This is a genomic window from Massilia psychrophila (assembly GCF_002760665.1).
GTDB lineage: Bacteria > Pseudomonadota > Gammaproteobacteria > Burkholderiales > Burkholderiaceae_D > JAFCUW01.
Genome location: NZ_PDOB01000017.1, coordinates 46,164 through 69,792, shown reverse-complemented (window position 1 = coordinate 69,792; position 23,629 = coordinate 46,164). Strand labels below are relative to the sequence as shown.

Below are 23,629 nucleotides of genomic sequence, written 5' to 3'. Positions count from 1 at the left end.
TGGGCATGTCCGATGACGAATGCAATGACTAATGCGATGACTAATTGTAGCGGCTCGCATTTCAAACAGACCGTGCTCGCATTCGGCGCCGATCTCGGCTCAAATTAACTGCAACGGACGGGACGCTCGTGCTCGCGCTATCTGCAAATGAGCTTGCAATCGACGACACTGGCTCGCATTCCACGACTTCTTGCTCACGCTACCTGCAAATACCGCAAGGCATGGATATCGTCTCGCTAGGGCCTGGACAATGGGACGACGATGTCTCAAATGCGACGTATTCATCCATGTGAGACGTGAAAGTGTCTCACTGGCAGTGCCTCTTACAGGTGTACCTGTACGGTACAACCGTCCATACGCAACTTCCGCTTTCGGCCAGAAGCGGCCATAACAGAACGACGTTGGCAAAACACCTTTTGACCAATTCGTTGCACTGACGAGCGTTCCATCCGATGTCTTGTTGTCCGGACAGCTCAGGATCGCCATGTTCTGCACCACGTACGCCCCTGCACGCTGAGCCACTGGGCAACTCCTCCTTTTGCAGATCACCTACAGACATGCGATCTTGACATCCTGAACACATATCCATATATTGTTATATACCGCGTTATATAAAATAGGAAAGGATCTACAGCGATGGATATCTTGCGAGACTACGGCGCCGTCTTCCTTGGCAGCCGCTTGAAACGACTGGGCGACCGGATGCAGGCCGGCGCAGCCAAGGTCATCACCGATGCTGGGTTGCCTGTGCAACCTTCGCACATGCCATTGCTTGCCGCACTCGACAAGCAACCGATGTCGATCGGCCAGTTGGCGCAGGCCGTCGGGGTCAGCCAGCCTGGCGTCACGCGCGCGGTCGGCCAGTTGGTCGAACTGGGTTTGGTGCTTTCTAAGACGGGGGGCGACCAGCGCCTGCGCACGATCTCGCTCACGCCGGCAGGCGAAGCGGCAATGGCGCGCGCGCGCCTCAAGGTTTTCCCTCAGGTCGGGGCGGCCGTCGGTACGCTCCTGCACGACCGGCTCGATAGCTTCATGGCGCAGCTGGCCGAACTCGAAACCGCGTTGGATGCGACGCCGATCGATGTCGTTGCCGCCCAATCAAACCCGCCTCTCCTGACGATCCGTGAATATAGCGACGACTTGGCGCCGTACTTCCACGACATCAACGCCGAATGGATCAACGACATGTTCCAGCTCGAAGCGACCGACCGAGAAGTGCTGGAACACCCGCGCGCGCGGATTGTCGATCGGGGTGGTGTGATCTTGTTCGTTGAAGCCAAGGGTCTCGGCATCGTCGGCACCTGCGCGCTGCAAAAGACCGCCGAACAGAGCTTCGAGCTGACCAAGATGGGCGTGCGGGCGACCGCCCGCGGCCTGAAGGTCGGTGAATTCCTCTTGCGTGCCATGATCGAACGTGCCATGCAAATCGGTGCCGAGCCACTGTACCTGCTTACCAACACCAAATGCGCCGCTGGCATCCACCTGTATGAGAAAGCAGGTTTTCAGCATGACGCCGACATCATGGTGCGATACGGCGCCCGTTACGCACGCTGCAACGTGGCGATGCGCTATTTACCTGGCGCTGCCTGAGCCCATTGGCGCCTCCAATGACGCTTGCTACCGGCAACTTAAGCGCTGAGACGCCTAAGTACCGTTGGATGGCTGCTTTGGGTCTATTGCGTTGACAAACTCTCAGGCAAGAGCAGTCCTGATGAAGTAACTGTACAGGAAAGATGAACGTAAGCGTGCAGCCGGCCTACCTAGGCTGCCGGTTTAACGCCGTGTAGATTTCGCAAACGGCAGCAGAGAATCTATCTGGCTGTTGGGGCAAGTAGGCAGTTTCTCGAGCGTCTCGGTCAGCCAGCGCAGCGGTTCGAGACCGTTCAGCTTGGCCGTGGCGAGCAGGGTTTGTATCGCGGCGGCGCGGCGGCCCGCACGTTCTGAGCCGGCGAACAGCCAGTTCTTCTTGCCCACAGCGATCGGCCGGATCACATTCTCGACCGGATTGTTGTCGATCGGTAGCATGCCCGAATCGGCATAGCGCATCAGGGCCGGCCAGCGCCTGAGCGTATAGTCGATCGCCTTGGCGGTGCCGCTGCCGGTGGCGACGGTCTTGCCGGCGACGAGCAGCCAGGCGTGCAGTTCGGCCAGCGCCGGCCTGGCCTGTTCCTGGCGCAGCTGCAAACGCGCTGGCGCAGCCAGTGCGCTGCCGTGCTGCTCGACGGCGTACAGCAGCCCGATCCGACGCAGCGCCTCGGCCGCGATCGGGCTGCCGTTGGCGGCATGCAGGTCGAAGAATTTTCGGCGCACATGCGCCAGGCATGCCAGTTCCGTGATGCCTGTGGCGAACATGGCTTTGTAGCCGCTGTAATCGTCGACCATCAACTGGCCCTGCCAACCGAGCAGAAATACGCGCGCATGCGCGCCTGCACGCCCGGTCTGGTAGTCGAACACGACGATGGGCGGCCCTTCGTCGAAGTTGTTCGAGCGGTAGGCCCACAGATAGGCATGACGGGTTTTGCCTTTGCCAGGGTCCAGTTGGCGCACGGGCGTTTCGTCGGCGTGCAAACAGGGACGCTGCCGGAGCAGTTCGGCCAGCCGTTCGTTCAAGGGCTGCAGCGCGACACCGATCTTGCCGATCCATTCGGCCAGTGTGGAGCGCGCCAGCGACACGCCCTGGCGTGCACCGATCTGCTCGATACGATACAGGGGCAAGTGGTCGGTGTATTTGCTCACCGCCACCCAGGCCAGCAGGCCTGGCGCGGCCATGCCGCCGTCGATGATGGCAGGCGGCACCGGCGCCGCCGTCACGCATTCGCAGGCGCGGCAGGCGTATTGGGGACGGATGTGGCGGTGCACGAAGAAGCGCGCCGGTTCGACATCGAGCTGTTCGCTGATGTCTTCGCCGATCAACACCAGCGCCTTGCCGCAGGCGTCGCACTGGCACGACGCCGGTTCATGGCGGTATTCGATGCGCTCCAGTTCAGGCGGCAGCGGCTGTCGGCCTGCGCCGCTGCGCTTGCGCTTTGGCGCCGCACCGTCCAGTGCACTGTCCGGTGGTTCCAACTCGGCCAGGATCGCCGCCAGGTCGGCATCGACCGTCTCTTCAAACAGGTCGCGCTGCTCGCCGCTGAACGCTTCGCTTTTGCTGCCGAAGCGGATACGGCGGTAGTACGCCAGTTCCAACGTCAGCGCCGTAATCTTGAAGTCTTTCTCTTTCAGTCTGGCATCGTGCTGCACCAGCTTCGCATCGTTCTGCGCCAGAAGTTGTTTGGCCTTTTCTGCCTGCTCAATCAATGCCCGTACCTGCGCGATCACGGCGGGATCGTGTTCGGTGCGGGTCAGTTCGGTCAGCAAGTCCATGGCTCAATGTTAACCGAGCCGAGCGACGTTTACAACTGCCAATGTGCGGGGGGCTCTGCCGTCAAGCGCTGCCAGTCGACGCCTGCGATCAACCACTGCCACTGCGCATCGGTCAGTGCCCAGGTGGCATCGCCCGCCTGCGGCCAGACGAACTGGCCGCGATGCAGGCGGCGTTGGCACAGCCACACGCCATTGCTATCCCAACACACCACCTTGAGCCGGGTATGGCGGCGGTTGCTGAACACGTAAGCGGTGCCGTCACACGGCGCACGCCCCAGCACCTGTTGCACATGCAGAGAAAGTCCCTCGGCGCCGATGCGCATGTCCACCGGCTGCGTGGCCAGCCAGACCGATTCTGCCTGCAGCTTCATGCCAGGCCGCGCAGCAGCTCTGCCACCCAACTCGTTGGCAACTCGGGCGGTAGCATCACGGTCCACCCGCTGGGGCTGCGCAGGCTCATTGCCGGCGCAGCGCTCACGGCACGCTTGATCGCCACCGGCAGCAGCGCCGGCGTAGCGTCCTGCGCGGCCAGGCGTCGCGCCCAATAGTTGAGTTGGCGCTGCGGATAGCCTTGGTCGAGCGCGAATGCCCGTTGCGACCGCCCACTTGCGCGCCATTGCGCAACGCGCTCTCGCCACAGTACCGCTTTCTCGTCGTTCTCCATTCGCATCTCCGATTCAAAAAAATCGAAGTATGGTCAGATCATTTAAAACTTTGAAGGTGAGTCGGCTGGACGCTTACAGATGAACGGAGTAGCCCATGCTAGGTCCGCTTAACTCATGACTGGTTTCATGTCTTGTTTCGGCAGAAGCAGTTTTTTGGCCATTCGTCGAAGATTTTGCGCCGTTGCCGCCAGCAGAAACTCGTCATGTGCACCGCTGGGCCCGCGCAAGCGCAATTGCCTGAGTTTGAGGATGCGTTTGAGGTGGGCAAACAGCATCTCCACCTTCTTTCGCTCGCGACGTGATTGGCAATACGCCTCTGTCTTGCCGATGGCGCGAGCGACGTCACGTGCAAGCTCATGCGGACTGCGGTCGATTTTACGGATGGCCATGTTGGGGCAGCACTTCGGTTTAAGGTCGCATGGCTTGCAGTCATACAGACTGGCGCGATAGCGAAACGGGTTTTTCTTCTGATCACGCTGAGCCGGTTGCAGGTATTTACCGGCAGGCATATATAGCAGTTGTTGTCGCTATCAAAGATGAAATCGCTGCGGCTGAAAGTGCCGTCGTGATGCTCGGATTTATCCCATACCGGAACGTGTGGAGCGATCTTTTTCTGGTCCACCAGCCAGCCCAGCATCTCAGCAACACCGTAATTGGTGTCGCCCACCAGGCGTTGCGGCTTGATGGCGAATTTTTCCTCGACGCGATCGATCATCGTTTTGGTGGCTTCGACTTCGGCAGTTTTGTTCACGGCCGATCCCTCGACATCGACAATCACCCCCGCTTTCAAATCGATCAGGTAGTTCGTCGAGTAGGCGAAGATAGCCGGCCCGCCGGCGGCCGCAGTCCAGGTTGAAGCCGGATCGGTCAGGGAAACTCTTTTCGGCGGCGCAGGCACTGGATTGGCCTGCTCCAACGCAGCTAGATACTCTCGCACTGGCCGCCTTGCCTGCTCCGGATCGCCCCAATTGATGCCGAGCTCGCCTGGACGGGAGCGGTGGCGTTGGGCGTCAGCCTCGATCATGCTGGCGTCGGTGGCAAATCCTTCGCCCTGCACCAGGCCTTCGGCCATGCAGCGTCGAAGCACAATATCGAACAGCTGGCGAAAAGCGTCGTGGTCACGAAACCGGCCGTGCCGATTTTTTGAAAAGCTCGAGTGATCCGGGACCTTGTCTTTCAGGCCGAGACGGCAGAACCAGCGATAAGCGAGGTTCATGCCCACTTCCTCGCACAAGCGGCGTTCCGACCGGATGCCGTAGCAGTAGCCAATGATCAGCATGCGCGCCATCAGTTCGGGATCGATCGATGGTCGATCTGTATGGCTGTATGAATCTGCCAGGCACAGCCGAAACTCGCTCAGGTCGAGGTACCGGTCCACCGCCCGCAAGAGATGGTCTTCGGGAACGTACTCATCTAAACTGATCATGACGAACAGCTCCCGCTTCGTTGCCTGACGTCCTATCATCGCAGCCTCCGCCCTGTGCCGTAATTTAGATCACGGTGGGCCATGGCGGGGCGATCATCAAGGGGAGTTTTTCAACGCAATAGGCCAAGAGCAGTCATTCACAATTTTGGAAAAAATTGGGCAAGAAGTGTAAGATTTGCAGACCGTAAAGTTTGTCTCGCGAGGCTCGATCTGCTCCGGCTCGCTCGACTTCACCAGTACACAGGCCGCAACCGACCTATTGCATTGAAAAACTCGGTTCCTTTGCGTGCAGGATACAAACAATCGTTACCTCGACTGTCCAGAACTGCCTACATTGAAAGATCACCGGCCGGTCGGACGTTTGATACCTCTAAAAACATGTTTAAATAGTTGCCTCGAAACTTTTTCAACGCAATAGACCCGATGCAGCCGTTTTTAGTTGGGCGGACAAAGGCCTAATTGTTGAGCTTGTAAGTTCGTTCGATTTCTACAGGAGACAGGCTTGACAAGCTCGCCTCAACAACTGCAGGGGACCGAGGTATAGTCCAGATGCGTAAGCGGCGACGAGAGCGCTCAGCCGACATAGTCGCTGCGAGAAGTGCTTCGTCAGCCGTTTCCTGGCTCACTTTCAGTTTCGCTCCACGCTTCCTCTCCACGGTCGGTCGCCTTTCACAGTTGCGCTTCACTTCGCTCGCTGTGGTCAGCTTGCGGCGGGACTTTCACCCACAAGAGTGCGCCCATGCTGGGCGCACGTAAAAAAGCCGTCGTAATCACGACGGCTTTTCCATAATTCCGACGCCGACAGCTGCGTTTAGGCGGAACGCTTGCGGCGCAACGCGGCAAGTCCAGCCATGCCGAGCCCGAACAGGCCCAGGGAAGCTGGCTCCGGTACGGCAGCTGCAGGAGCGCTCACTTCGTCGACCATGACGTTGTCCAGCAAGCCTGCGAATACATCGGTGCCGTTGGCGGCAAGATCGGAAAACTTCAATGTCGAACTAACGCTATTGGCGACAAAGTCGAACGAAAATGTCTTCAAAATGGTGTTTGGATTTGTGTCGTTAAACGTTTTCGAGAACAGGGGATTTGCGCCCGTACCCGAGACCGTCGCCATCAAATTCTGCTCGCCCTTCGCGCTGCCCGGTTTGGTCACGCCAAACTCAAACACCACTTGATACGTTTTGCCGATTGTCGTTGCGAACGATTGCGACAAGATACCATTCGGGGTTGACTTGCCCGTGTTAAACAAGGCCGCCCAGTCGCCGTTCTGCGAATTGCCTGCGCCTTGGTAGAAATTATTGGGAGAGACTCCGTCATCGTGGACGATTTGCACATTATTCAACGCCGTCCATCCAGCCAGGCTACCTGCTTCGAAATTGCCGTTAATGATGATGTTAGCGTTGGCAGCACTGGCGGAGATGACGGCGATTGCAGCAATGATCAGCTTCAGGTTCATGGTGTATCCCATTGTGGTTTAGATTTATTTCCTATAAAGCAAAACCCATGCCAGAAATTTAATTTCTATGAAAATCAATTACTTATGGTTTAACTAGCGACATTGTAATTCCCAACTGTAAGATTTTTCGACAGGATTTATATTATTTCATAGAAATCTTGTAAAAATTATATCTTGGCAGCTAGCAGGTATTTGCTGGGCACCGTCCATACATCGCCGCTGGACAGGAATAACTCGGTGCTCATCAGCAAAAGCATATTGCCCACCCCGTCCCAGCCATAGCGGTCGACTTCGATGCGCGCCATCGCCCTCCGTAGCCCGTTGAACATATTTCCCGCGCAATCCGCGCTCCATGTAAGAACGCTTTGGGCACCGAAACCCAGTCTGGAATGTCCGCAATGGGGTCTATTGCATTGAAAAACTCGGTTCCTTTGCGTGCAGGATACAAACAATTGTTACCTCGACTGTCCAAAACTGCCTACATTGAAAGTTCACCGGCCGGTCGGACGTTTGATACCTTTAAAAACATGCTTAAATAGTTGCCTCGAAACTTTTTCAACGCAATAGGGTCTAGATTGGCCTGTCAACGGTAAGCGATCCATGAACCACAGCCTTGTAGCTTGATCCCGATTTCCGCATGCTTGCCGTTTCAATTTGAACGGGAGCAAGCATGGAAGGCAACACCGACTTCTGGATTTCACACGTCGAGGCATGCCGCCGCGAAGGCAGTGCGGCGAGCGTGTATGCGCGGCGGCACGGGCTGACGCTGGCGTCGCTGTATTACTGGCAGCGTAAGTTGAAGCTGGCCGCCGCAGTCAACGACGATGGCGGCGGCGGTCCGGCGGGCAAGTTCGTCGCACTGCGCGTGATGGACGTGGCGGCAGGCGCACCAACGGGCCCGTGCACACTGGTGCTGCGCTGCGGCCTGCGTCTGGAGCTGGCGGCGCTACCATCGGCGACGTGGCTGCTGGCCTTCGACCAAGCCTACGCGGGAGCGCGCTGATGCACCCGGGCTGCCGCATCGACCAGGTGTTTTTATGCCGCGAGCCGGTCGACTTCCGCAAGTCGATCGGCGGCCTGTCGGTACTCGTCGAGCAGGCGCTGGGACTCGTTCCGTTCGGCAGCGCGCTGTACGTGTTTGTCAACCGCGACCGCAACACGATCAAGGTGCTGTACTGGCACCGCAACGGTTTCTGCCTGTGGCTCAAGCGCCTCGAGGCCGAGAAATTCGCCTGGCCGCGTGCTGTCGACGGCGCCACGCAAGGGGTCACGCTGCAGCAGTTCGAGTGGCTGCTGGAGGGCTTCAATTTATGGCAGAAGCCACCCCATAAAACGCTACATTTCGGTTCTGTTTCATAGGGGAATTTGGTAAACTACGGCATGCCTTACGCCACCGTCAAACCGACCAATCTGCCACCGCGCTACAGTCTGCCCGAGCTGGCGTTGCCGGCCGTGTTGCTGACCGACGCGGCGGCGCTGACGGCGTTGCTGCACTCGGTCATCGCCGCGCATAACGACGTCAAGACACAAGCGCTAAGTCATATGCAGCACATGATGGAGCAGTTCATCCTAGCGCGCCACCGTATGTTCGGCGCCAGCTCGGAGCAGGCATCAAGCCAGGGTCGGTTGTTCGACGAAGCCGAGGACCTGGCCGCCGGCAGCGACGCGTCGCAAGACGTGGCGCCGCTGCCGCCGGCCACCAAGGGCGACGGCAAGGCCGACAACAAGCCGGGACGGGGCAAGCGCGGCCCGTTGCCGTCCGGGTTGGCACGCGTCGATGTTGTGCATTACGTGCCTGCGGCCGAGCGCACCTGCCCGTGCGGCACGCTGATGGTGGCGATCGGCGAGGACGTCAGCGAGCAGCTCGACCTGGTGCCGATGCAGGTGCGCGTGCTGCGTCATATCCGCAAGCGCTATGGCTGCCCGGGCAGCGCGCACGCGCCGATCACCGCGCCCCTGCCGCCGCAGCCTCTGCCCAAGAGTAACGCCAGCGCCGACCTGCTGGCCATGCTGCTGGTAGTTAAATTCATCGACGGCCTGCCGCTGGCCCGCTTCGAGTCCGTGCTGGCCCGCCACGGTGTGACGGGGCCGCGCCAGACGCTGGCGCGCTGGGTCATATGCGCGGCCGGCGTGCTGCAGCCGCTGCTGAACCTGATGCGCGACGCCTTGTTGGAGGGCGCGTTCCTGCACGTCGACGAAACGGTCGTGCAGGTGCTTAAGGAAGCCGGCAAGGCGCCGACCTCGAACAGCTACATGTGGGTGCAGACGGGCGGACCGCCGGGGCGGCCGGTGGTGGTGTTCGACTACGATGCGAGCCGCGGCGGGCAGGTGCCGGTGCGCCTGCTGCACGACTACCGGGGGTACGTGATGACCGACGGCTACAGCGGCTATAGCGAGCTGATGCGCACCGACGGCATTGACCAGTTGATCTGCTGGGCCCACGTTCGCCGCCGGTTCGTCGAGGCCGTCAAGGTGCAGCCGAAAGGCCGGCGCGGGCTCGCCGACGAGGCCGTCGCACTGATCGGCAAGCTGTACGGAGTCGAGCGTAACCACAAGGACACTGGCGACGATGCGCGCCTGCTGGCACGGCAAACCCTCAGCGTGCCGGCGCTGGCGGCGCTGCGCATCTGGCTCGACAAGACGCTGCCGGGCGTAACGCCGAAGAGCGCGCTCGGCACGGCGCTGTCGTACCTGCGTGATGACTGGCCGCGCCTGACGCGTTACACGGAGCGCGGCGACCTGCCGATCGACAACAACCGCGCCGAGAACGCGATCCGGCCGTTCGTCATCGGCCGCAAGGCATGGCTGTTCAGCGATACGGTGGCCGGCGCCAACGCCAGTGCCGTCATCTACTCGGTGCTGGAGACGGCCAAGGCGAATGGCGTTGAACCTTACACGTGGCTGCGGCGCGTGCTGCGTGACTTGCCTGCCGCGAAAACCGTCGATGACGTCGAGGCGCTGCTGCCGTGGAATGTGAAGGATATGCATGCCCCGGATTTAACCAGCGATATGCCTGGCTGAACAGGCTGGGGTTCATGGATCGCTTACTGTCAACGTAGGCATATTTCATTTCAACTAATGGCCGGAACTCGTGACGGCGCCGATCCCCGTTTCGGAGCGAACTTCCTGCGCCTCATAGCCTAGGCGGTCGATGCGCGCCCGATCGCTGTTGTCGAGTACGGAAAACAGCCAGATCCCGACAAACCCGGCAGTCATCGAGAACAGCGCTGGTGAGGCGTAGGGGAAAATGGCGGTCTTGTACCCGAACACATCGACCCAGACCGATTTGGACACGATGGTCAGGCCAACCGCGGTGAACAAGCCGAGGAAACCGCCGATGGTGGCGCCGCGCGTGGTGCAGTTCTTCCACAACACCGACATGAACAGTACCGGGAAATTGGCCGATGCGGCGATCGCGAACGCCAGCGACACCATGAAGGCGATGTTCTGTTTTTCGAAAACGATGCCCAGCACCACTGCGACAATCCCCAGCGCCACCGTGGTCAGGCGCGATACCTGCAATTCGTTGGCGCTGGTGGCATTTCCCTTCTTGAAGACGGTGGCGTACAGGTCGTGCGAAACGGCCGAGGCGCCCGACAAGGTCAGCCCGGCAACGACTGCCAGGATGGTGGCGAAGGCGACTGCCGACATGAAGCCGAGGAAGACATTGCCGCCGACTGCGGTGGCAAGGTGGATCGCCGCCATGTTATTGCCGCCTAACAGTTTGCCGGTCGCATCCATGAAAACCTGGTTGGTGCCGACCAGGACGATTGCGCCGAAGCCGATGATAAAGGTAAGGACATAAAAGTAGCCGATCCAGGTGGTGGCCCAGAACACCGATTTACGCGCTTCCTTCGCGCTTGGCACGGTGAAAAAACGCATCAGGATGTGCGGCAGCCCGGCGGTGCCGAACATCAGCGCCATGCCGAACGAAATGGCCGAAATCGGATCGGTGATGAAGTTACCCGGCCCCATGATGGTTTGCGCTTTCGGGTGCACCTCGACCGCCTTGGCGAACAAGGCCTCCGGGCTGAAATTAAACTGCGCCAGCACCGCCAGCGCCATGAAGGTCGCGCCGGAAAGCAGCATGACAGCCTTGATGATCTGCACCCAGGTGGTGGCCGTCATGCCGCCAAACAGCACGTACACCATCATCAGGGTGCCGACGATGACGACGGCGATCCAGTAATCGAGGCCGAACAGCAGCTTGATCAACTGGCCGGCGCCGACCATCTGGGCGATCAGGTAGAACGCGACGACGACCAGTGTGCCGGATGCAGCGAACGCGCGGATCGGGGTTTGCGCGAAACGGTAGGCGGCGACGTCGGCGAACGTGAAGCGGCCAAGATTGCGCAAGCGCTCCGCCATCAGGAAGGTGATGATCGGCCAGCCGACCAAGAAGCCGATCGAATAGATCAGGCCGTCGTAACCGTTCAGGAAAACGGCCGAGGAAATGCCGAGGAAAGAAGCGGCCGACATGTAGTCGCCGGCAATCGCCAGCCCGTTCTGAAAGCCGGTGATGCCGCCGCCTGCGGTATAGAAATCGGCGGCTGACCGGGTTCTCTTGGCGGCCCAGCGGGTGATGAACAGGGTGAAGATGACGAAGGCAGCGAACATGGCAATGGCGGTCCAGTTCTTCGGCTGCTGTACGGTGGGGCCGATGACGTCGGCGGCGCGCGCGAGGCTGGCTGCGCCGCTCAGTATCAGCAGTGTCAGCAGTGCCAGCAAGGTCGCCGGTGCCGGCAATGCGGCGGCAGGCCGTTGGCGGCGCCGGCGCATCACAGCACCTCCCGGCGGATGGTTTCGGTCAGTTCGTCGAACTGCTTGTTGGCGCGCGATACGTAAATGCCAGTTATCACGACGGTAAACACGATCACGAACAGGCCGGCAGGAATGCCCCAGGTCATGACGCCGCTGCCGATCCGGGTTGCCAGCAACTCCTTGTCGAACGCGATCAACAGGATGAAGCCGTAATACACGATCATCATCAGCGCCGTCAGCGTCCAGCCGAAGACCGTGCGTAGCTTGACGAGCTGTTGATAGTGCGGGTTGGCTACGATTTTTTGTACAAGAACTTCTTGCATGGTTGCCCCTTTTTTTCGTCGAGACGAATACGTTCAATTTCATTTTGATCGCTCGGGCGACGGACAGTTCCCGTATTTAAAAATCACCGCTGGCCAGGCTAGAAACGCAACGCTTGCGGCCCGCCCGCCCGCCCGCACGCGCGTGTTCCGGTTCGCGCGCCCGATATCGACGGCGTAAGATCAGGGCAGGTGTCGCTGTATAGGGGGTAGTCGATCTGCAAACGCTTCACACAACGCGCTGCATGACAAACTGCAAGATCGTCGATCTCGATAGAGGGGCGCTGCGGGAGAAAGGCAAGCCGCCCGGCTCCCGGCTATTACCGGGTGGTCTCGCTGTCGATCGGCGCCGACGCGTAGGTCGCAGTCCTGAAAGTCGGCCGGTACAGGTGGTCGTGCTGACCAATGCCGGCCTGATGTACAACTTGAACCTTGAAGGCACGAAGATCATGCCGGCCGATTTGTAGCCGGCTTGTCCAAACGCGTGGCCGTGCAGGGTACGCCGCGCTTTTGGTTACACTTGATCGTAACGCCTTATCGTTACACCTTATGCGTGCGCTAGCTTCAGCGCCGCTTCGAGGTCGGCAATCAGATCGCCCGCGTCCTCGATACCGACCGACAGGCGCAGCAGGTCGCTCGGTGCCGGCGTGCCCGGGCCCTCGACGCTGGCGCGGTGTTCGATCAGGCTCTCGACACCGCCGAGCGAGGTCGCGCGCTTCCACAATTGCACCTTGGCGGCAGTCGCGATCGCCGCCGCTTCGCCGCTGCGCTCGTTTGTTCCCTTGACCCGGATCGACAGCATGCCGCCGAAGCCGCCCTGCATCTGGGCGGCGGCGACAGAGTGGCCGGCGAACGATGGCAGCCCCGGATAGAGCACCTCGGCAACGTGCGGGTGGGTGTCGAAATACTCGGCGATGCGCTGGGCCGACGCGCAGGCGGTGCGCACGCGCGGAAACAGCGTGCGCATGCCGCGCGTCAGCAGCCAGGCTTCGAACGGGCCCAGCACGCCGCCGAGCTGGGCCCGGATGGCGCGAATGCGCTGCCAGGTTGGCGAGTCGGCGCGCACCGTGAGGCTGCCCGCGATGACGTCCGAGTGGCCGTTGAGGTATTTGGTCGCCGCATGCATGACGATGTCCGCGCCCAGGGTCAGAGGCTGGCTCAGCACCGGCGTGCCGACGGTCGAATCGACCGCCACCAGCGCGCCGGCCGCGTGGGCGATGCGACAGGTGGCGGCGATATCGGTGATGGTCCACAGCGGATTGGCCGGGGTTTCGATCCACACCAGTTTGGTTTTGCCGGGCTGGATCGCCGCCTGCAGCGCGGCGGCCGAATCCATCTCGATGAACTCGACCACCAGGCCCCAGTCGGTGGCGAAGTTTTTCAGCCAGTTGCGCAGCGACCAGTACATCACCTTCGGCGCCACCACATGGTCGCCCGGCGCCAGCGCCAGGAAGACGGCGGTCGCCGCCGCCATGCCGGAGGCGAACAACAAGCTCTGGTGTCCCGCTTCGAGCGCGGTGATGAGCGCCTCGGCCTGGTCGTAGGATGGATTCTGGTCGCGCGAATAGACGCGGCCGGAACGATACTGGTTGTCCTCGTCGCGCAGGTAGGTGGTGGCGGTGTGAATCGGCGGCGCGATTGCCCGGGTGGCTTCGTCGACCCAGCCCAACGCTTGGGCGGCGAGACTTTCCGGCTTCATGTTCTTGGCATCCATGCTGTTCCTGGTAAAAGAGATAAAAAGAGATAAAAAGAGAAAGAAGGGTGCAGGCGCGAACGGGAAACCATCGCGGCAATGCGTTTTTCGTCATTGTAATCGAGAACGTTTTTCGGCCGGCAGTCTCTGAAATCGTCCGGGCAGCAGGTCGGGCCTGCATCGCTGCAGTTTGGAGCAGACACCCCATGTTCCGTATTATCGAAGGAACACCACCGCATTCAGGTATTCTGTCAGCAATCCTATTTTCCTTCCCTTTCATGAACCATCCCGATCTCCAGGCGAAAACCTTCATCCTGCTGCTGGTCCTCGCCACCATCGCTTTCGGATGGATCCTGATGCCGTATTTCGGCGCCATCTTCTGGGGTGCCGTGCTGGCGATCCTGTTTGCGCCGTTTCACCGGCGGATGCTGAGCAAGTTAAGCAAGCGACCCGGCCTGGCCGCCCTGGCCACGCTGGCAATTTGCCTGTTGCTGGTCATTTTGCCGTTGATCCTGATCGCCATTTCGCTGGCACAGGAAGGCACGGCCCTGTATCAAAAAGTGGTCTCGGGCGATATCGATATCGCCGCCTTCCTGCAGAAAATCTTTGCCGCCTTGCCCGCATGGATGCATGACATCATGGGCCGGTTCGGCATGGACAGCATGGGCACGCTGCAGGCCAAACTGTCGGACGCGGCACTGGAGGGCAGCCGGTTCATCGCCACCAATATGCTCAACGTCGGCATGAATGCCTTCGACTTCGTCGTCAGCTTTTTCGTCATGGTGTATCTGCTGTTTTTCCTGCTCAAGGATGGCAATGTGCTGGCCAGGCGCATCCAGCGTGCCGTTCCGCTCAGCGGGGAGAACAAGCGGGAATTGTTCGAAAAGTTCACCACGGTGATACGGGCCACGGTAAAAGGCAATTTCCTCGTCGCCGCCGCGCAAGGCGCCATGGGCGGGCTGGCCTTCTGGATGCTGGGGATCCAGGCCCCGCTGCTGTGGGCGGTAGTGATGGCCTTCCTGTCGCTGCTGCCGGCGGTCGGCGCCGCACTGGTCTGGGGCCCGGTGGCGTTGTACCTGTTCGCCATCGGCGCCTTCTGGAAAGGCGCGATCCTTACCGCCTTCGGCGTGCTGGTGATCGGCATGATCGACAATGTGCTGCGCCCGGTCCTGGTCGGCAAGGACATCAAGATGCCCGATTACCTCGTGCTCATCTCCACCATCGGCGGCATGGCCATTTTCGGACTGAATGGCTTTGTCATCGGACCGGTGGTGGCCGCCTTGTTCATCGCGCTGTGGGACATTTTTTCGTCCCAGAAAAGCAACTCCAGCGCAAGCTGACGCAGGTGGCGGCGGCGCCTGCAATGCCCGGGCCGACTGTTAGCTGCTATCTGCTATCTGCTAGCTGCTGGCCGCGGTTGCCGCGACGGTGCCGACCGATGCCTTCGCGGTGGACATTTTGCCGGACCTTTCTGGTGCCGGCGGCAGTCCAATGCCATGAAGCCGGTCCGCACGAGGCGGTCGGCGCGCGCCGCGCCGACGCATTTCTCTGCGTGTTTTCTACTTGTCGAAAGGCATGTCCATGTTCACCCCTCACCCCGCCCGTTCTCCCGTTGCCAACGCCGGTTACCAGCGCGTCTTCAAGCCCGGCAAACTGACGCTGGGAATGTTTTTCCCGATCGAAGCGTTCGACAGCGACATGCCGTCCATGCACAACCAGGTCGCGCTCGCCCAGCAGGCCGAGCGCGCGGGATTTGCCAGCCTGGCGTTTCGCGACGTGCCCTTGCGCGACCCGCATTTCGGCGATTCGGGCCAGGTATTCGACGTCTGGACATATCTTGGCTACATTGCCGGCCAGACCCGCGAGATCGCCTTGCTGACAGCGTCGGTGGTGCTGCCGTTGCGCCATCCGATCCATGTCGCCAAGGCCGCCGCCAGCGTCGACCAGTTGTGCGGCGGGCGATTCCTGATGGGCGTGGCATCCGGCGACAGGCCGGTCGAATTCCCCGCCTTCGGCGTCGATTTCGACACCCGCGGCGCCACCTTCCGCGAAACCATGGAATTGCTCAAGATATATTGGGGAAATTATTTCCCGCACGTCGAGAGCCGCTTCGGTCACTTGGCCGGCGCCGACGTGATTCCTAAACCGCTCGCTTCGCATGTGCCTTTGCTGGTGACCGGGCACAGCCAGCAAGACCTCGGCTGGATCGCCGCCAATGCCGACGGCTGGATAACCTACCCGCGCGCCCTTGCCAGCCAGGAGCAGGTCGTCAGGCATTGGCGCGAAGCGGTGGCGGCGCTGGCGCCGGGCCAATACAAGCCGCTGGTGCAGTCGTATTTCATCGACCTGGCCGACGATCCGCATGCGCCGCAGACACCGATCCACCTCGGTCACCGCCAGGGCAGGCATGCGTTGAGCGCGTATCTGCGCGCCTTGACGGCGATCGGGGTCGACCACTTGGTGCTCAACCTGAAATACGGCAAGCGCCCGGCGGTCGAAGTGCTGCAGGAACTGGCCGAATTCGTCGTTGCCGAATTCGCCTGACGTCTGTCTGCTGTCGCCGCACGAACGAACGCAATCGACCCGCGATCGCCATGGTGGTGGTGGCGGCAGGGCGCATGGGCGTGATTGGCGCTTGCGTTCCGAAAAAATAGTTTCTTACCGAATATTCTGGAACCCCTTGCCGCGACATTGTTTTTTCAGCGGATATAAATATGTCTTCCTGTGTGATTTCGCATGAACTGAGTACACCGGGTATTGGTCAAATAGCCAGCAACGGCCCGCGGTTGGCAATACGGGCCGTTCCCCCAAGAGCGACTTACACCAAAAAGGAATACAGACATGAACAAAAACATTTTCGCCGTGGCTGCGCTGGCCGCCTGTGCAGGCGCTGCATCGGCTCAGAGCGGCGTCACGATCTACGGCACCGTCGATGCCGGCTTGGTGCGTGAAACCGGCGGCGCCGCCGGCGACGTCAGCAAACTGACCAGCGGCGTCGGCACCTACTCGCGCCTCGGCTTTCGTGGCGTCGAAGACCTGGGCGGCGGCATGTCCGCCATCTTCACGCTCGAATCGGGCTTCCGGGTCGACACCGGCGAGCAAGCCGAGAGCGGCAACCTGTTCAGCCGTCAGGCCTATCTTGGTCTCAAGAGCCCGATCGGAACCCTGACCCTGGGTCGCCAGAACACGCCGTATCACAACACGCTGGTGCAGGTAGGCGATCCGTTCGGCACTGGCTTCGCCGGCACGTCGCGTAACCAGTTCCCCGATTGGGGTACCAACGTTCGCGCCAGCAACGTGCTGATGTACTCGGCGCCGGAAACCATGGGCTTTTCCGGCGACATCATGTACAGCCCGGGCGAACAGGCCGGCAGCGCAACGGCGGGCCGCCAGATGGGCGCCTCGGTCAGCTTTGCGCGCGGCCCGCTGAACGTCCGCTTCGCGTACAACAACAAGAACTCGACGTCTCCAAACCCGGTTCTGAGCGGGGTTGGCACCAACAGGCTGGTCGCTGCCAACTATGACTTTGGCGTGGTCAAGGCCTACGTCGCTTATGGCGTGGACAAAGGCAACAGCAGCGCGCCGCTGGGCAACAACAACAATCCGTTCGGCGCAGCGGTGGCGCCGTTAGCCTCGACCGATGGCAACGAAGTACTGCTTGGACTGACCGCGCCGATCGGCACGGGCAGCCTGATCGCATCGGTGATGCGCAAGAACGACAAGACGTCTTTCAACCAGGATTCGCGCGCCTGGGGTATCGGCTACCTGTATCCGGTGTCGAAGCGTACCCACCTGTACACGGCTTACGGTTCGATTAACAACAAGAACGGGGCAGGCTACACGGTGGCAAACAACACCGAGCCGGGCACGGGCGATCGCGCCTTCAACCTGGGGGTGCGGCACTCGTTTTAAGCGGGCAAGTTGCACCGGCACCAGCATCATCGGCAGAACGGATGACGATGATGCTGGCGCCGGGCGTCATCACGGTGTGTGGCATCGGCACCTCCGCGTCCAATGCTGGCGCGCCACCGCGTGCGTAACTGACGCAATGTGCCGGATCGTGCCGTTGCACGGCGCCAATCCGCGTCCCTGTGCAATTCGCTCGGCAGCAGATCGGGCTTGACCGGGTAGCGGCCAAGGCTCGTCAGGGACGGCTGCATCAGGTGCTTACGCATCACAGGCGTAGCTCAAAAATCGAGTGATGTCCGATCACTTTATTGGTGTGTACCGGATTTCCTTCAATGCAAACAGCCATTGCTTGCACTGCGCCCGCGTGCTGACCGTACTGTAGTCTTGTTGCACGATAAGCAATGACTAGTCAGGATCATGGGATGACCAGCGCGACCGTGACGCGGGCGGGCGCGGCCTGCAAACGGTCGACCTGCGCGTCAGCAGCCACGCCGTGAGCGCAATCGAAGCGGCGCTGCCTGGTCTGCCCGGAAAATTGTTGGGCATGTCGACCTTGTCGCATTGCCGGGCGGTGACCAGCAACGCGACAAGGTCGACATGCTTGGCTACCTGTTCTACCTGTTCTACCTGTTCTACCTGGGCGAGCGTGGCGCCACGGACCTGGAGTACGCCACCGATCCAGGCAATCCCGACGACCGGCTGCGGCTGCGCCACGACAAGGCGATGACGCCGCAAGCGCTGGCGGCCACATTCAAACAAGGAGAAACAGCATGAGCAAAGTCGGATTCATTGGTCTGGGCATCATGGGCGCGCCGATGGCGGCCCACATCCTCAAGGGCGGCCACGCACTGTACGTGCACGACATCAAGCCGCTGCCAGCCGACTTGGCCGGGCAGGGCGCCGTCACCTGCGGATCAGGCAGGGAAGTGGCGCAGCAGGCCGACATCGTCATCATCATGGTGCCGGACACCCCGCACGTGGCGGCGGTGCTGTTCGACGACGGCGGCGTGGCGCAGGGACTCACAAGCGGCAAGATCGTCGTCGACATGAGCTCGATCTCGCCGATCGAGACCAAGCAGTTCGCCTTCAAAATCAATGCGCTCGGCTGCGATTACCTCGACGCCCCAGTGTCGGGCGGCGAAGTGGGCGCGCGCGCCGCCAGCCTGACCATCATGGTGGGTGGCCCGGAACGGGCGTTCGCGCTGGTCAAGCCGCTGTTCGAGCTGATGGGGAAAAACATCACCCTGGTGGGCGGCAACGGCGACGGCCAGACCACCAAGGTGGCCAACCAGATCATCGTCGCGCTCATCATCGAGGCGGTCGGCGAAGCGCTGCTGTTCGCTGCGCGCATGGGCGCCGACCCGGCCAAGGTGCGCCAGGCGCTGATGGGCGGGTTTGCCGCCTCGCGCATTCTCGAAGTGCACGGCGAGCGCATGATCAACCGCACCTTCGAGCCAGGCTTTCGGATTGAACTGCACCAGAAGGACCTGAACCTTGCGCTCTCGAGCGCGCGGGCGATGGGGCTGTCGCTGCCCAATACCGCCACCGCCCAGGAATTGTTTAACAGCTGCACGGCGCACGGCGGCAAAGCATGGGATCATTCGGCCTTGGTGCGCGCCCTCGAGATGATGGCCAATTACGAAATCGGCGCGCCCGTTCCTCAATGATTTTTCGGAGTTGTGCATGAGCGATCCACGTATTGAACCCGGCGTTGAACCGCGTCAGCTGCTGCGAGCCATGTTCGACGCCGCTGTCGAAGCGGCGCAGTCCTCCCACTGCCTGCCGCCGCACCTGCCGCCGCCGCCGCGCGGGCGCACCCTGGTGGTCGGCGCCGGCAAGGCCTCGGCAGAAATGGCCCGCGTTCTCGAGCAGAACTGGGCCGGCGAACTATCCGGGCTGGTGGTCACACGCTACGGCTACGCGGTGCCGTGCGCGCGCATCGAGATCGTCGAGGCGGCCCATCCGGTACCGGACCAGGCAGGGCTGGCGGCGGCGCGCCGCATCCTCGGCCTGGTCGCCGGTTTAAGCGCCGACGACCTGGTGATCTGCCTCATTTCCGGCGGCGGCTCGTCGCTGCTGGTGCTGCCGGACGACGACTTGCAGCTGGCCGACAAGCAGGAGATCAACAAGGCACTGCTCAAAAGCGGCGCCACCATCGGCGAGATGAACTGCGTGCGGCGCCACCTGTCTGCCATCAAGGGCGGCCGGCTGGCGGCGGCATGTTTTCCGGCCAAAGTCGTCACCTTGCTCATTTCCGACGTGCCGGGCGACGATCCGGCCGACATCGCCAGCGGGCCGACCACGTTTGACCGCACCAGCTGCGCCGACGCGCTGGCGATCCTGCGCCGTTACGCCATCGCGGTGCCGGACAAGGTCACCGCGCTGTTGGAAAGCGGGCGCGGCGAATCGGTCAAGCCGGGCGATGCGCGCCTGGCCAACAGCGAAACGCGGATGATCGCCACGCCGCAGATGGCGCTCGAAGCGGCGGCAGCAACGGCGCGCGCGGCCGGCGTGCCGGCGTATATTCTGGGCGACAGCATCGAAGGCGAGGCGCGCGACGTCGGCATCGTCATGGCAGGCGTCGCATTGCAGGTGGCGCGCCACCATCAGCCGTTCACGCCGCCTTGCATCTTGCTGTCGGGCGGCGAAACCACCGTCACCGTGCGCGGCGCTGGCCGCGGCGGGCGCAACGTCGAGTTCCTGCTCTCGCTTGGCGTGGCCTTGAACGGCCAGCCCGGCATTTACGCAATCGCCTGCGACACCGACGGCGTCGATGGACAGGAAGAAATTGCCGGCGCTTATCTCGCACCCGATACGCTGGCGCGCGCATGGGAGAAGGGCATCAAGCCACGCGAGCGCCTGGCCGACAACGACGGCCATGGCTTTTTCCAGGCACTGGGTGACTCGGTCATCTGCGGGCCGACCCTGACCAACGTTAACGACTTCCGGGCGATCTATATTTCGGGCTGACCTACTTTAGCTGCGCTACATCAGGCCCTCGGCTGGACTGTCTGGCAGCTTGGCGCTGGCGCTCGCGCCGTTCGATTGGTACGATGTTGCTCTGCGCGCTACACTGTTGTCGCTCCGGTACAGGTTTTTACCGGAACCAAACGAAACGAAACGAAACTGAAGGAGGCTGGCATGCAAGACAATATGCGCCAGGCGCCGTTTGGCCAGATGCCGGACGGCGCCACCGTTAACCAGTTCACCTTGACCAATGTGCATGGCATGGTGGCGAAGATCATCGATTTCGGCGCCATCGTCACCGAACTGCACGTGCCGGGGCGCGATGGCGTTGCGGCCGATGTCGTGCTCGGCTTCGATACGCTCGAACCCTACGTGGCCGACAATGCGTACTTCGGCGCGCTGATTGGCCGCTACGGCAACCGCATCGCCGGTGCCTGTTTTGAACTCGACGGCGAAACGTTCGAGCTCGACGCCAACGACGGCGCCAACAACCTGCACGGCGGGGTGCAAGGCTTCCACAAGGTCAAGTGGACCGCTCATCCCGATGAGGAAGGGCTGACCTTGCACTACACCAGCGTCGACGGCGAGATGGGTTTCCCGGGCACGCTCGAGGTGACGGTACGCTACGAGCTGACGGACGACAATGAGCTGGTGATGCGCTGCTCCGCGCTGACCGACCGCGCCACGCCGGTCAACCTGACCCAGCACAGCTACTTCAACCTTGCCGGCGCGGGCGACATCCTGACGCACGAACTGATGATCCGGGCCGACATGTTCACCCCGGTCGACAGTGCGCTGATCCCGACTGGGGTGCTGGCGCCGGTGGCCGGCACGCCGTTCGACTTCCGTTCCGCGCGTCCGATCGGCGAGTGCATCGCGTACAGTGACAGTGACAGTGACAGTGACAGTGGCGGCGACGGCGACGGCGATGACGAGGGCAAACAGCAGCTGCGCCATGGCGAGGGCTACGACCACAATTTCGTGCTCGACAAGCTGCCTGCCCGCATGGGCCTGGCCGCGCGGGTGCGCGATCCGGGTTCCGGCCGGGTGCTCGAACTGTTCACCGAGGAGCCTGGCGTGCAGTTTTACAGCGGCAATTTTCTCGACGGCAGCCTGGCCGGCAAGGGCCGCAGTTACCCGCACCGCAGCGGTTTTTGCCTCGAGCCCCAGCATTTTCCGAATTCGCCCAACCAGCCCGATTTTCCCGACACCATCCTGCGCCCGGGCGAGCGCTACATGACCGAATCGCGCTTCAAATTTTCCGTGGAGACCACCGCATGATGCAATTGGCCGTCGATGCCAGGAACGAACTGGGCGAGTGCGCCCTGTGGTGCGAGCGCACCGAACGCTTGCTGTGGACCGACATTCCGGCCTCGACCTTGTGGGCGCACACGCCAGCCCTTGACACCACGTGCAGCTGGCCGCTGCCCGAACGGCTGGCATCGTTCGCGCTGACGCCCGATGACGACCGCCTGCTGCTTGGGCTGGCCAGCGGGCTGGCCTTCTTCACCTTGTCGACAGGAGAAATCGAGCGTATCTGCGACGTCGAGCCGACACTGGCGGGCACCCGCATCAACGATGGCCGCTGCGACCGCCAGGGCAGGTTTGTGTTCGGCATGTTCAACCAGGACAGCGAGCCGCGCGAGGCGGTCGGCAGCTTCTACCGGCTCAACCGCGACCTGACGCTCGAGCGGCTGCCGCTCGGCAAGGTGGCGATTGCCAACAGCATTTGTTTCAGTCCCGATGGCGCCACCATGTATTACTGCGATTCGCAGGCCGCGGTGATCCGCAGCTGCGACTATGGCGACAACATCGGCGAACAGCGCGTGTTCGCCGACCTGAGCGGCGAACAGGGCGCACCGGACGGCTCGACGGTCGACGCCGAAGGTTACCTGTGGAATGCGCGCTGGGGCGCCGGCCGGCTGGTGCGCTACAGCCCGGACGGCAACGTTGAACGGGTCATCATGCTGGCCGCGTCGCAGCCAACCTGCCTGGCCTTCGGCGGCCCCTTGCTCGACACCGTGTATGCCACCAGCGCGCGCCAGTGGCTCTCCAGCGCCGAGGTGGCGAACGCGCCCAAGTCCGGCGGCGTCTTCAGGTTCGCCACCGACGTCGTCGGCCTGGCCGAACCGCGCTTCCAGGGCTGAGTTCCAGGTGGCGACAGCGCCGGCGTCAGACCCCATTTGAAGTCCTGTGCCGTTCGGCCGGATTGCCCAGGCGGGCGTATCGCTCGCTGCGCATCGGTGCACTGGATGTTTGCGCCGCCGGTCACAACGCCGAGCGCATCCTCTCCAGGTACTGCGTGGTGTCCGAAAGAGTGTTGTGGCCGGCGCCGCGAATGACGACCAGCGATGCCGTATCCGGCGCGAACGCGGCGTAGAGGCGCGCCGTGCTGGCGGCGGGAATGATGTCGTCGATCTCGGCCTGCAGGATCAGCGTCGGCACCCGGATCGCCTGGGCGTAGCGCCAGGAGACGAATTTGTCGGTCAGCAGCCAGCGCACCGGGAAATACGGAAACTGCCGCGCCGCGATTGCCTCGATGCTGTCGTACGGCGTGACCAGCACGAGCCGGCTGGCAGAGCGCACCGTGGCGAGCCGGATTGCCACCCCGCTACCGAGGCTGCGCCCGACCAGCGCGATGTCGGCATGCTCGCCGCGTACCTTGTCGAACAAGGCCGTGGCATCAGCGTGCAGCAGCTTCTCGGACGGCTTGCCGGTACTGCCGCCAAAGCCGCGATAATGCATCAGGTACAGCGCGTGGTCCGGGAAAGCGCTCGAAAACGAGGCCAGGTTCGCCGACACATCCTCCGCATTCCCGCCAAAATAGATCAGCGCCTTGGCACCGGCGTGCGGCCTGACCGTGATGGCAAGTTGCGCGTCCTCGACCGCCAGGCGCATGGTGCTGGCGGCGTCGCCGAACGACTTCGGCTGGGGAAAATAGATCAGCGAGCGCTGGAAGGCGAACAAGGCGAGGCAGAGCGCCGCGTAGCAAACGAGGGCGCTCGAGATGAGCAGGATGGCGATTCGCAAGGACGCTTCCTTTTTCGGTTCACGCAGCTCACAAGAACGGAC

Annotated in this window: 23 protein-coding genes and 2 pseudogenes; 13 read left to right on the top strand and 12 right to left on the bottom strand. The window is 61.9% G+C overall.

The features are described 5' to 3' along the window. Positions 1–636: 636 nt before the first annotated feature. Positions 637–1,590 carry a bifunctional helix-turn-helix transcriptional regulator/GNAT family N-acetyltransferase gene (locus tag CR103_RS12355; RefSeq protein WP_099916286.1) on the top strand — a complete coding sequence of 318 codons (954 nt, stop codon included), beginning with the start codon at positions 637–639 and terminating at the stop codon, positions 1,588–1,590. Positions 1,591–1,773: 183 nt separating this feature from the next. On the opposite strand, the gene tnpC (CR103_RS12350) is transcribed toward CR103_RS12355, so the two are convergent. The 7 genes and pseudogenes from tnpC (CR103_RS12350) to CR103_RS22675 form a co-directional block, all read right to left on the bottom strand. Next, positions 1,774–3,363 carry an IS66 family transposase gene (tnpC, locus tag CR103_RS12350; RefSeq protein ID WP_099916285.1) on the bottom strand — a complete coding sequence of 530 codons (1,590 nt, stop codon included), beginning with the start codon at positions 3,361–3,363 and terminating at the stop codon, positions 1,774–1,776. 29 nt (positions 3,364–3,392) lie between these two features. Next, positions 3,393–3,734 carry an IS66 family insertion sequence element accessory protein TnpB gene (gene tnpB / locus CR103_RS12345; protein WP_099916284.1) on the bottom strand — a complete coding sequence of 114 codons (342 nt, stop codon included), beginning with the start codon at positions 3,732–3,734 and terminating at the stop codon, positions 3,393–3,395. After that, positions 3,731–4,027, bottom strand: coding sequence for an IS66 family insertion sequence element accessory protein TnpA (gene tnpA, locus CR103_RS12340; RefSeq protein ID WP_099916283.1), 297 nt, complete (start codon positions 4,025–4,027; stop codon positions 3,731–3,733). Before tnpA (CR103_RS12340) ends, tnpB (CR103_RS12345) begins: the two co-directional genes overlap by 4 nt. A 108-nt stretch (positions 4,028–4,135) precedes the next feature. Further along, entirely contained in the window at positions 4,136–4,537 is a 402-nt protein-coding gene (locus tag CR103_RS24130) for a transposase (protein ID WP_370659439.1), read from the bottom strand. Further along, positions 4,483–5,454: pseudogene (locus CR103_RS24125) on the bottom strand (transposase); the annotation flags it as partial. The gene CR103_RS24130 and the pseudogene CR103_RS24125, both read right to left, overlap by 55 nt. Before the next feature lie 811 nt (positions 5,455–6,265). Next, positions 6,266–6,907, bottom strand: coding sequence for a PEP-CTERM sorting domain-containing protein (locus CR103_RS12330; RefSeq protein ID WP_180279366.1), 642 nt, complete (start codon positions 6,905–6,907; stop codon positions 6,266–6,268). Positions 6,908–7,074: 167 nt separating this feature from the next. Continuing rightward, positions 7,075–7,212 carry a hypothetical protein gene (locus tag CR103_RS22675; RefSeq protein WP_180279365.1) on the bottom strand — a complete coding sequence of 46 codons (138 nt, stop codon included), beginning with the start codon at positions 7,210–7,212 and terminating at the stop codon, positions 7,075–7,077. Positions 7,213–7,577: 365 nt separating this feature from the next. Here CR103_RS22675 and tnpA (CR103_RS12325) point away from each other — a divergent pair, with 365 nt between their 5' ends. Genes tnpA (CR103_RS12325) through tnpC (CR103_RS12315) form a run of 3 tightly spaced genes read left to right on the top strand, consistent with a single transcriptional unit; the run spans position 7,578 to position 9,928 of the window. Further along, complete coding sequence (gene tnpA, locus CR103_RS12325; RefSeq protein ID WP_099916281.1) at positions 7,578–7,910, top strand: IS66 family insertion sequence element accessory protein TnpA; 333 nt, start codon at positions 7,578–7,580, stop codon at positions 7,908–7,910. Beyond that, positions 7,910–8,266 carry an IS66 family insertion sequence element accessory protein TnpB gene (gene tnpB / locus CR103_RS12320; RefSeq protein ID WP_099916280.1) on the top strand — a complete coding sequence of 119 codons (357 nt, stop codon included), beginning with the start codon at positions 7,910–7,912 and terminating at the stop codon, positions 8,264–8,266. The genes tnpA (CR103_RS12325) and tnpB (CR103_RS12320) overlap by 1 nt, the downstream gene beginning before the upstream one ends. 21 nt (positions 8,267–8,287) lie before the next feature. Further along, positions 8,288–9,928 carry an IS66 family transposase gene (gene tnpC / locus CR103_RS12315; protein ID WP_143752588.1) on the top strand — a complete coding sequence of 547 codons (1,641 nt, stop codon included), beginning with the start codon at positions 8,288–8,290 and terminating at the stop codon, positions 9,926–9,928. Positions 9,929–9,982: 54 nt separating this feature from the next. On the opposite strand, the gene CR103_RS12310 is transcribed toward tnpC (CR103_RS12315), so the two are convergent. Together CR103_RS12310 and CR103_RS12305 are read right to left on the bottom strand one after the other, a co-directional pair. Continuing rightward, positions 9,983–11,686 (bottom strand): cation acetate symporter, encoded by a 1,704-nt coding sequence (locus CR103_RS12310; protein WP_099916279.1) that lies wholly within the window; start codon positions 11,684–11,686, stop codon positions 9,983–9,985. Then, positions 11,686–11,991: a DUF485 domain-containing protein gene (locus CR103_RS12305; protein ID WP_099916278.1), complete on the bottom strand. Its 306-nt coding sequence runs from the start codon at positions 11,989–11,991 to the stop codon at positions 11,686–11,688. Before CR103_RS12305 ends, CR103_RS12310 begins: the two co-directional genes overlap by 1 nt. A gap of 242 nt (positions 11,992–12,233) precedes the next feature. On the opposite strand from CR103_RS12305, the gene CR103_RS23405 reads away from it, so the two are divergent. Then, on the top strand, positions 12,234–12,455 hold the full coding sequence (locus tag CR103_RS23405; protein WP_229443033.1) for a hypothetical protein: 222 nt from the start codon (positions 12,234–12,236) through the stop codon (positions 12,453–12,455). Between the two features lie 80 nt (positions 12,456–12,535). On the opposite strand, the gene CR103_RS12295 is transcribed toward CR103_RS23405, so the two are convergent. After that, positions 12,536–13,702, bottom strand: a complete 1,167-nt coding sequence (locus CR103_RS12295) for a trans-sulfuration enzyme family protein (protein ID WP_099916277.1) — start codon at positions 13,700–13,702, stop codon at positions 12,536–12,538. After that, a complete protein-coding gene (locus CR103_RS23015; protein WP_218968479.1) occupies positions 13,684–13,884 on the bottom strand; it encodes a hypothetical protein in 201 nt (66 codons plus the stop codon). Before CR103_RS23015 ends, CR103_RS12295 begins: the two co-directional genes overlap by 19 nt. A 75-nt stretch (positions 13,885–13,959) precedes the next feature. Here CR103_RS23015 and CR103_RS12290 point away from each other — a divergent pair, with 75 nt between their 5' ends. From CR103_RS12290 to CR103_RS12255, 8 genes and pseudogenes are all read left to right on the top strand, one after another. After that, complete coding sequence (locus CR103_RS12290) at positions 13,960–15,021, top strand: AI-2E family transporter (RefSeq protein ID WP_099916276.1); 1,062 nt, start codon at positions 13,960–13,962, stop codon at positions 15,019–15,021. 241 nt (positions 15,022–15,262) lie between these two features. Next, positions 15,263–16,225 (top strand): LLM class oxidoreductase, encoded by a 963-nt coding sequence (locus tag CR103_RS12285; RefSeq protein ID WP_099916308.1) that lies wholly within the window; start codon positions 15,263–15,265, stop codon positions 16,223–16,225. A 297-nt stretch (positions 16,226–16,522) separates the two neighbouring features. After that, positions 16,523–17,593, top strand: a complete 1,071-nt coding sequence (locus CR103_RS12280; protein WP_099916275.1) for a porin — start codon at positions 16,523–16,525, stop codon at positions 17,591–17,593. A 430-nt stretch (positions 17,594–18,023) separates the two neighbouring features. Next, positions 18,024–18,331 (top strand): annotated as a pseudogene (gene gudD, locus CR103_RS23400) (glucarate dehydratase); the annotation flags it as partial. A gap of 29 nt (positions 18,332–18,360) precedes the next feature. After that, complete coding sequence (gene glxR / locus CR103_RS12270; RefSeq protein WP_099916273.1) at positions 18,361–19,257, top strand: 2-hydroxy-3-oxopropionate reductase; 897 nt, start codon at positions 18,361–18,363, stop codon at positions 19,255–19,257. A gap of 16 nt (positions 19,258–19,273) precedes the next feature. Continuing rightward, positions 19,274–20,560: a glycerate kinase type-2 family protein gene (locus CR103_RS12265; protein WP_099916272.1), complete on the top strand. Its 1,287-nt coding sequence runs from the start codon at positions 19,274–19,276 to the stop codon at positions 20,558–20,560. Between the two features lie 171 nt (positions 20,561–20,731). After that, a complete protein-coding gene (locus tag CR103_RS12260) occupies positions 20,732–21,838 on the top strand; it encodes an aldose epimerase family protein (RefSeq protein ID WP_099916271.1) in 1,107 nt (368 codons plus the stop codon). After that, positions 21,835–22,704, top strand: a complete 870-nt coding sequence (locus CR103_RS12255) for an SMP-30/gluconolactonase/LRE family protein (RefSeq protein ID WP_099916270.1) — start codon at positions 21,835–21,837, stop codon at positions 22,702–22,704. Before CR103_RS12260 ends, CR103_RS12255 begins: the two co-directional genes overlap by 4 nt. Positions 22,705–22,825: 121 nt before the next feature. Here the strand turns inward: CR103_RS12255 and CR103_RS12250 are convergent, their stop codons facing one another. Further along, a complete protein-coding gene (locus CR103_RS12250; protein WP_099916269.1) occupies positions 22,826–23,587 on the bottom strand; it encodes an alpha/beta hydrolase in 762 nt (253 codons plus the stop codon). Positions 23,588–23,629: the final 42 nt, after the last annotated feature.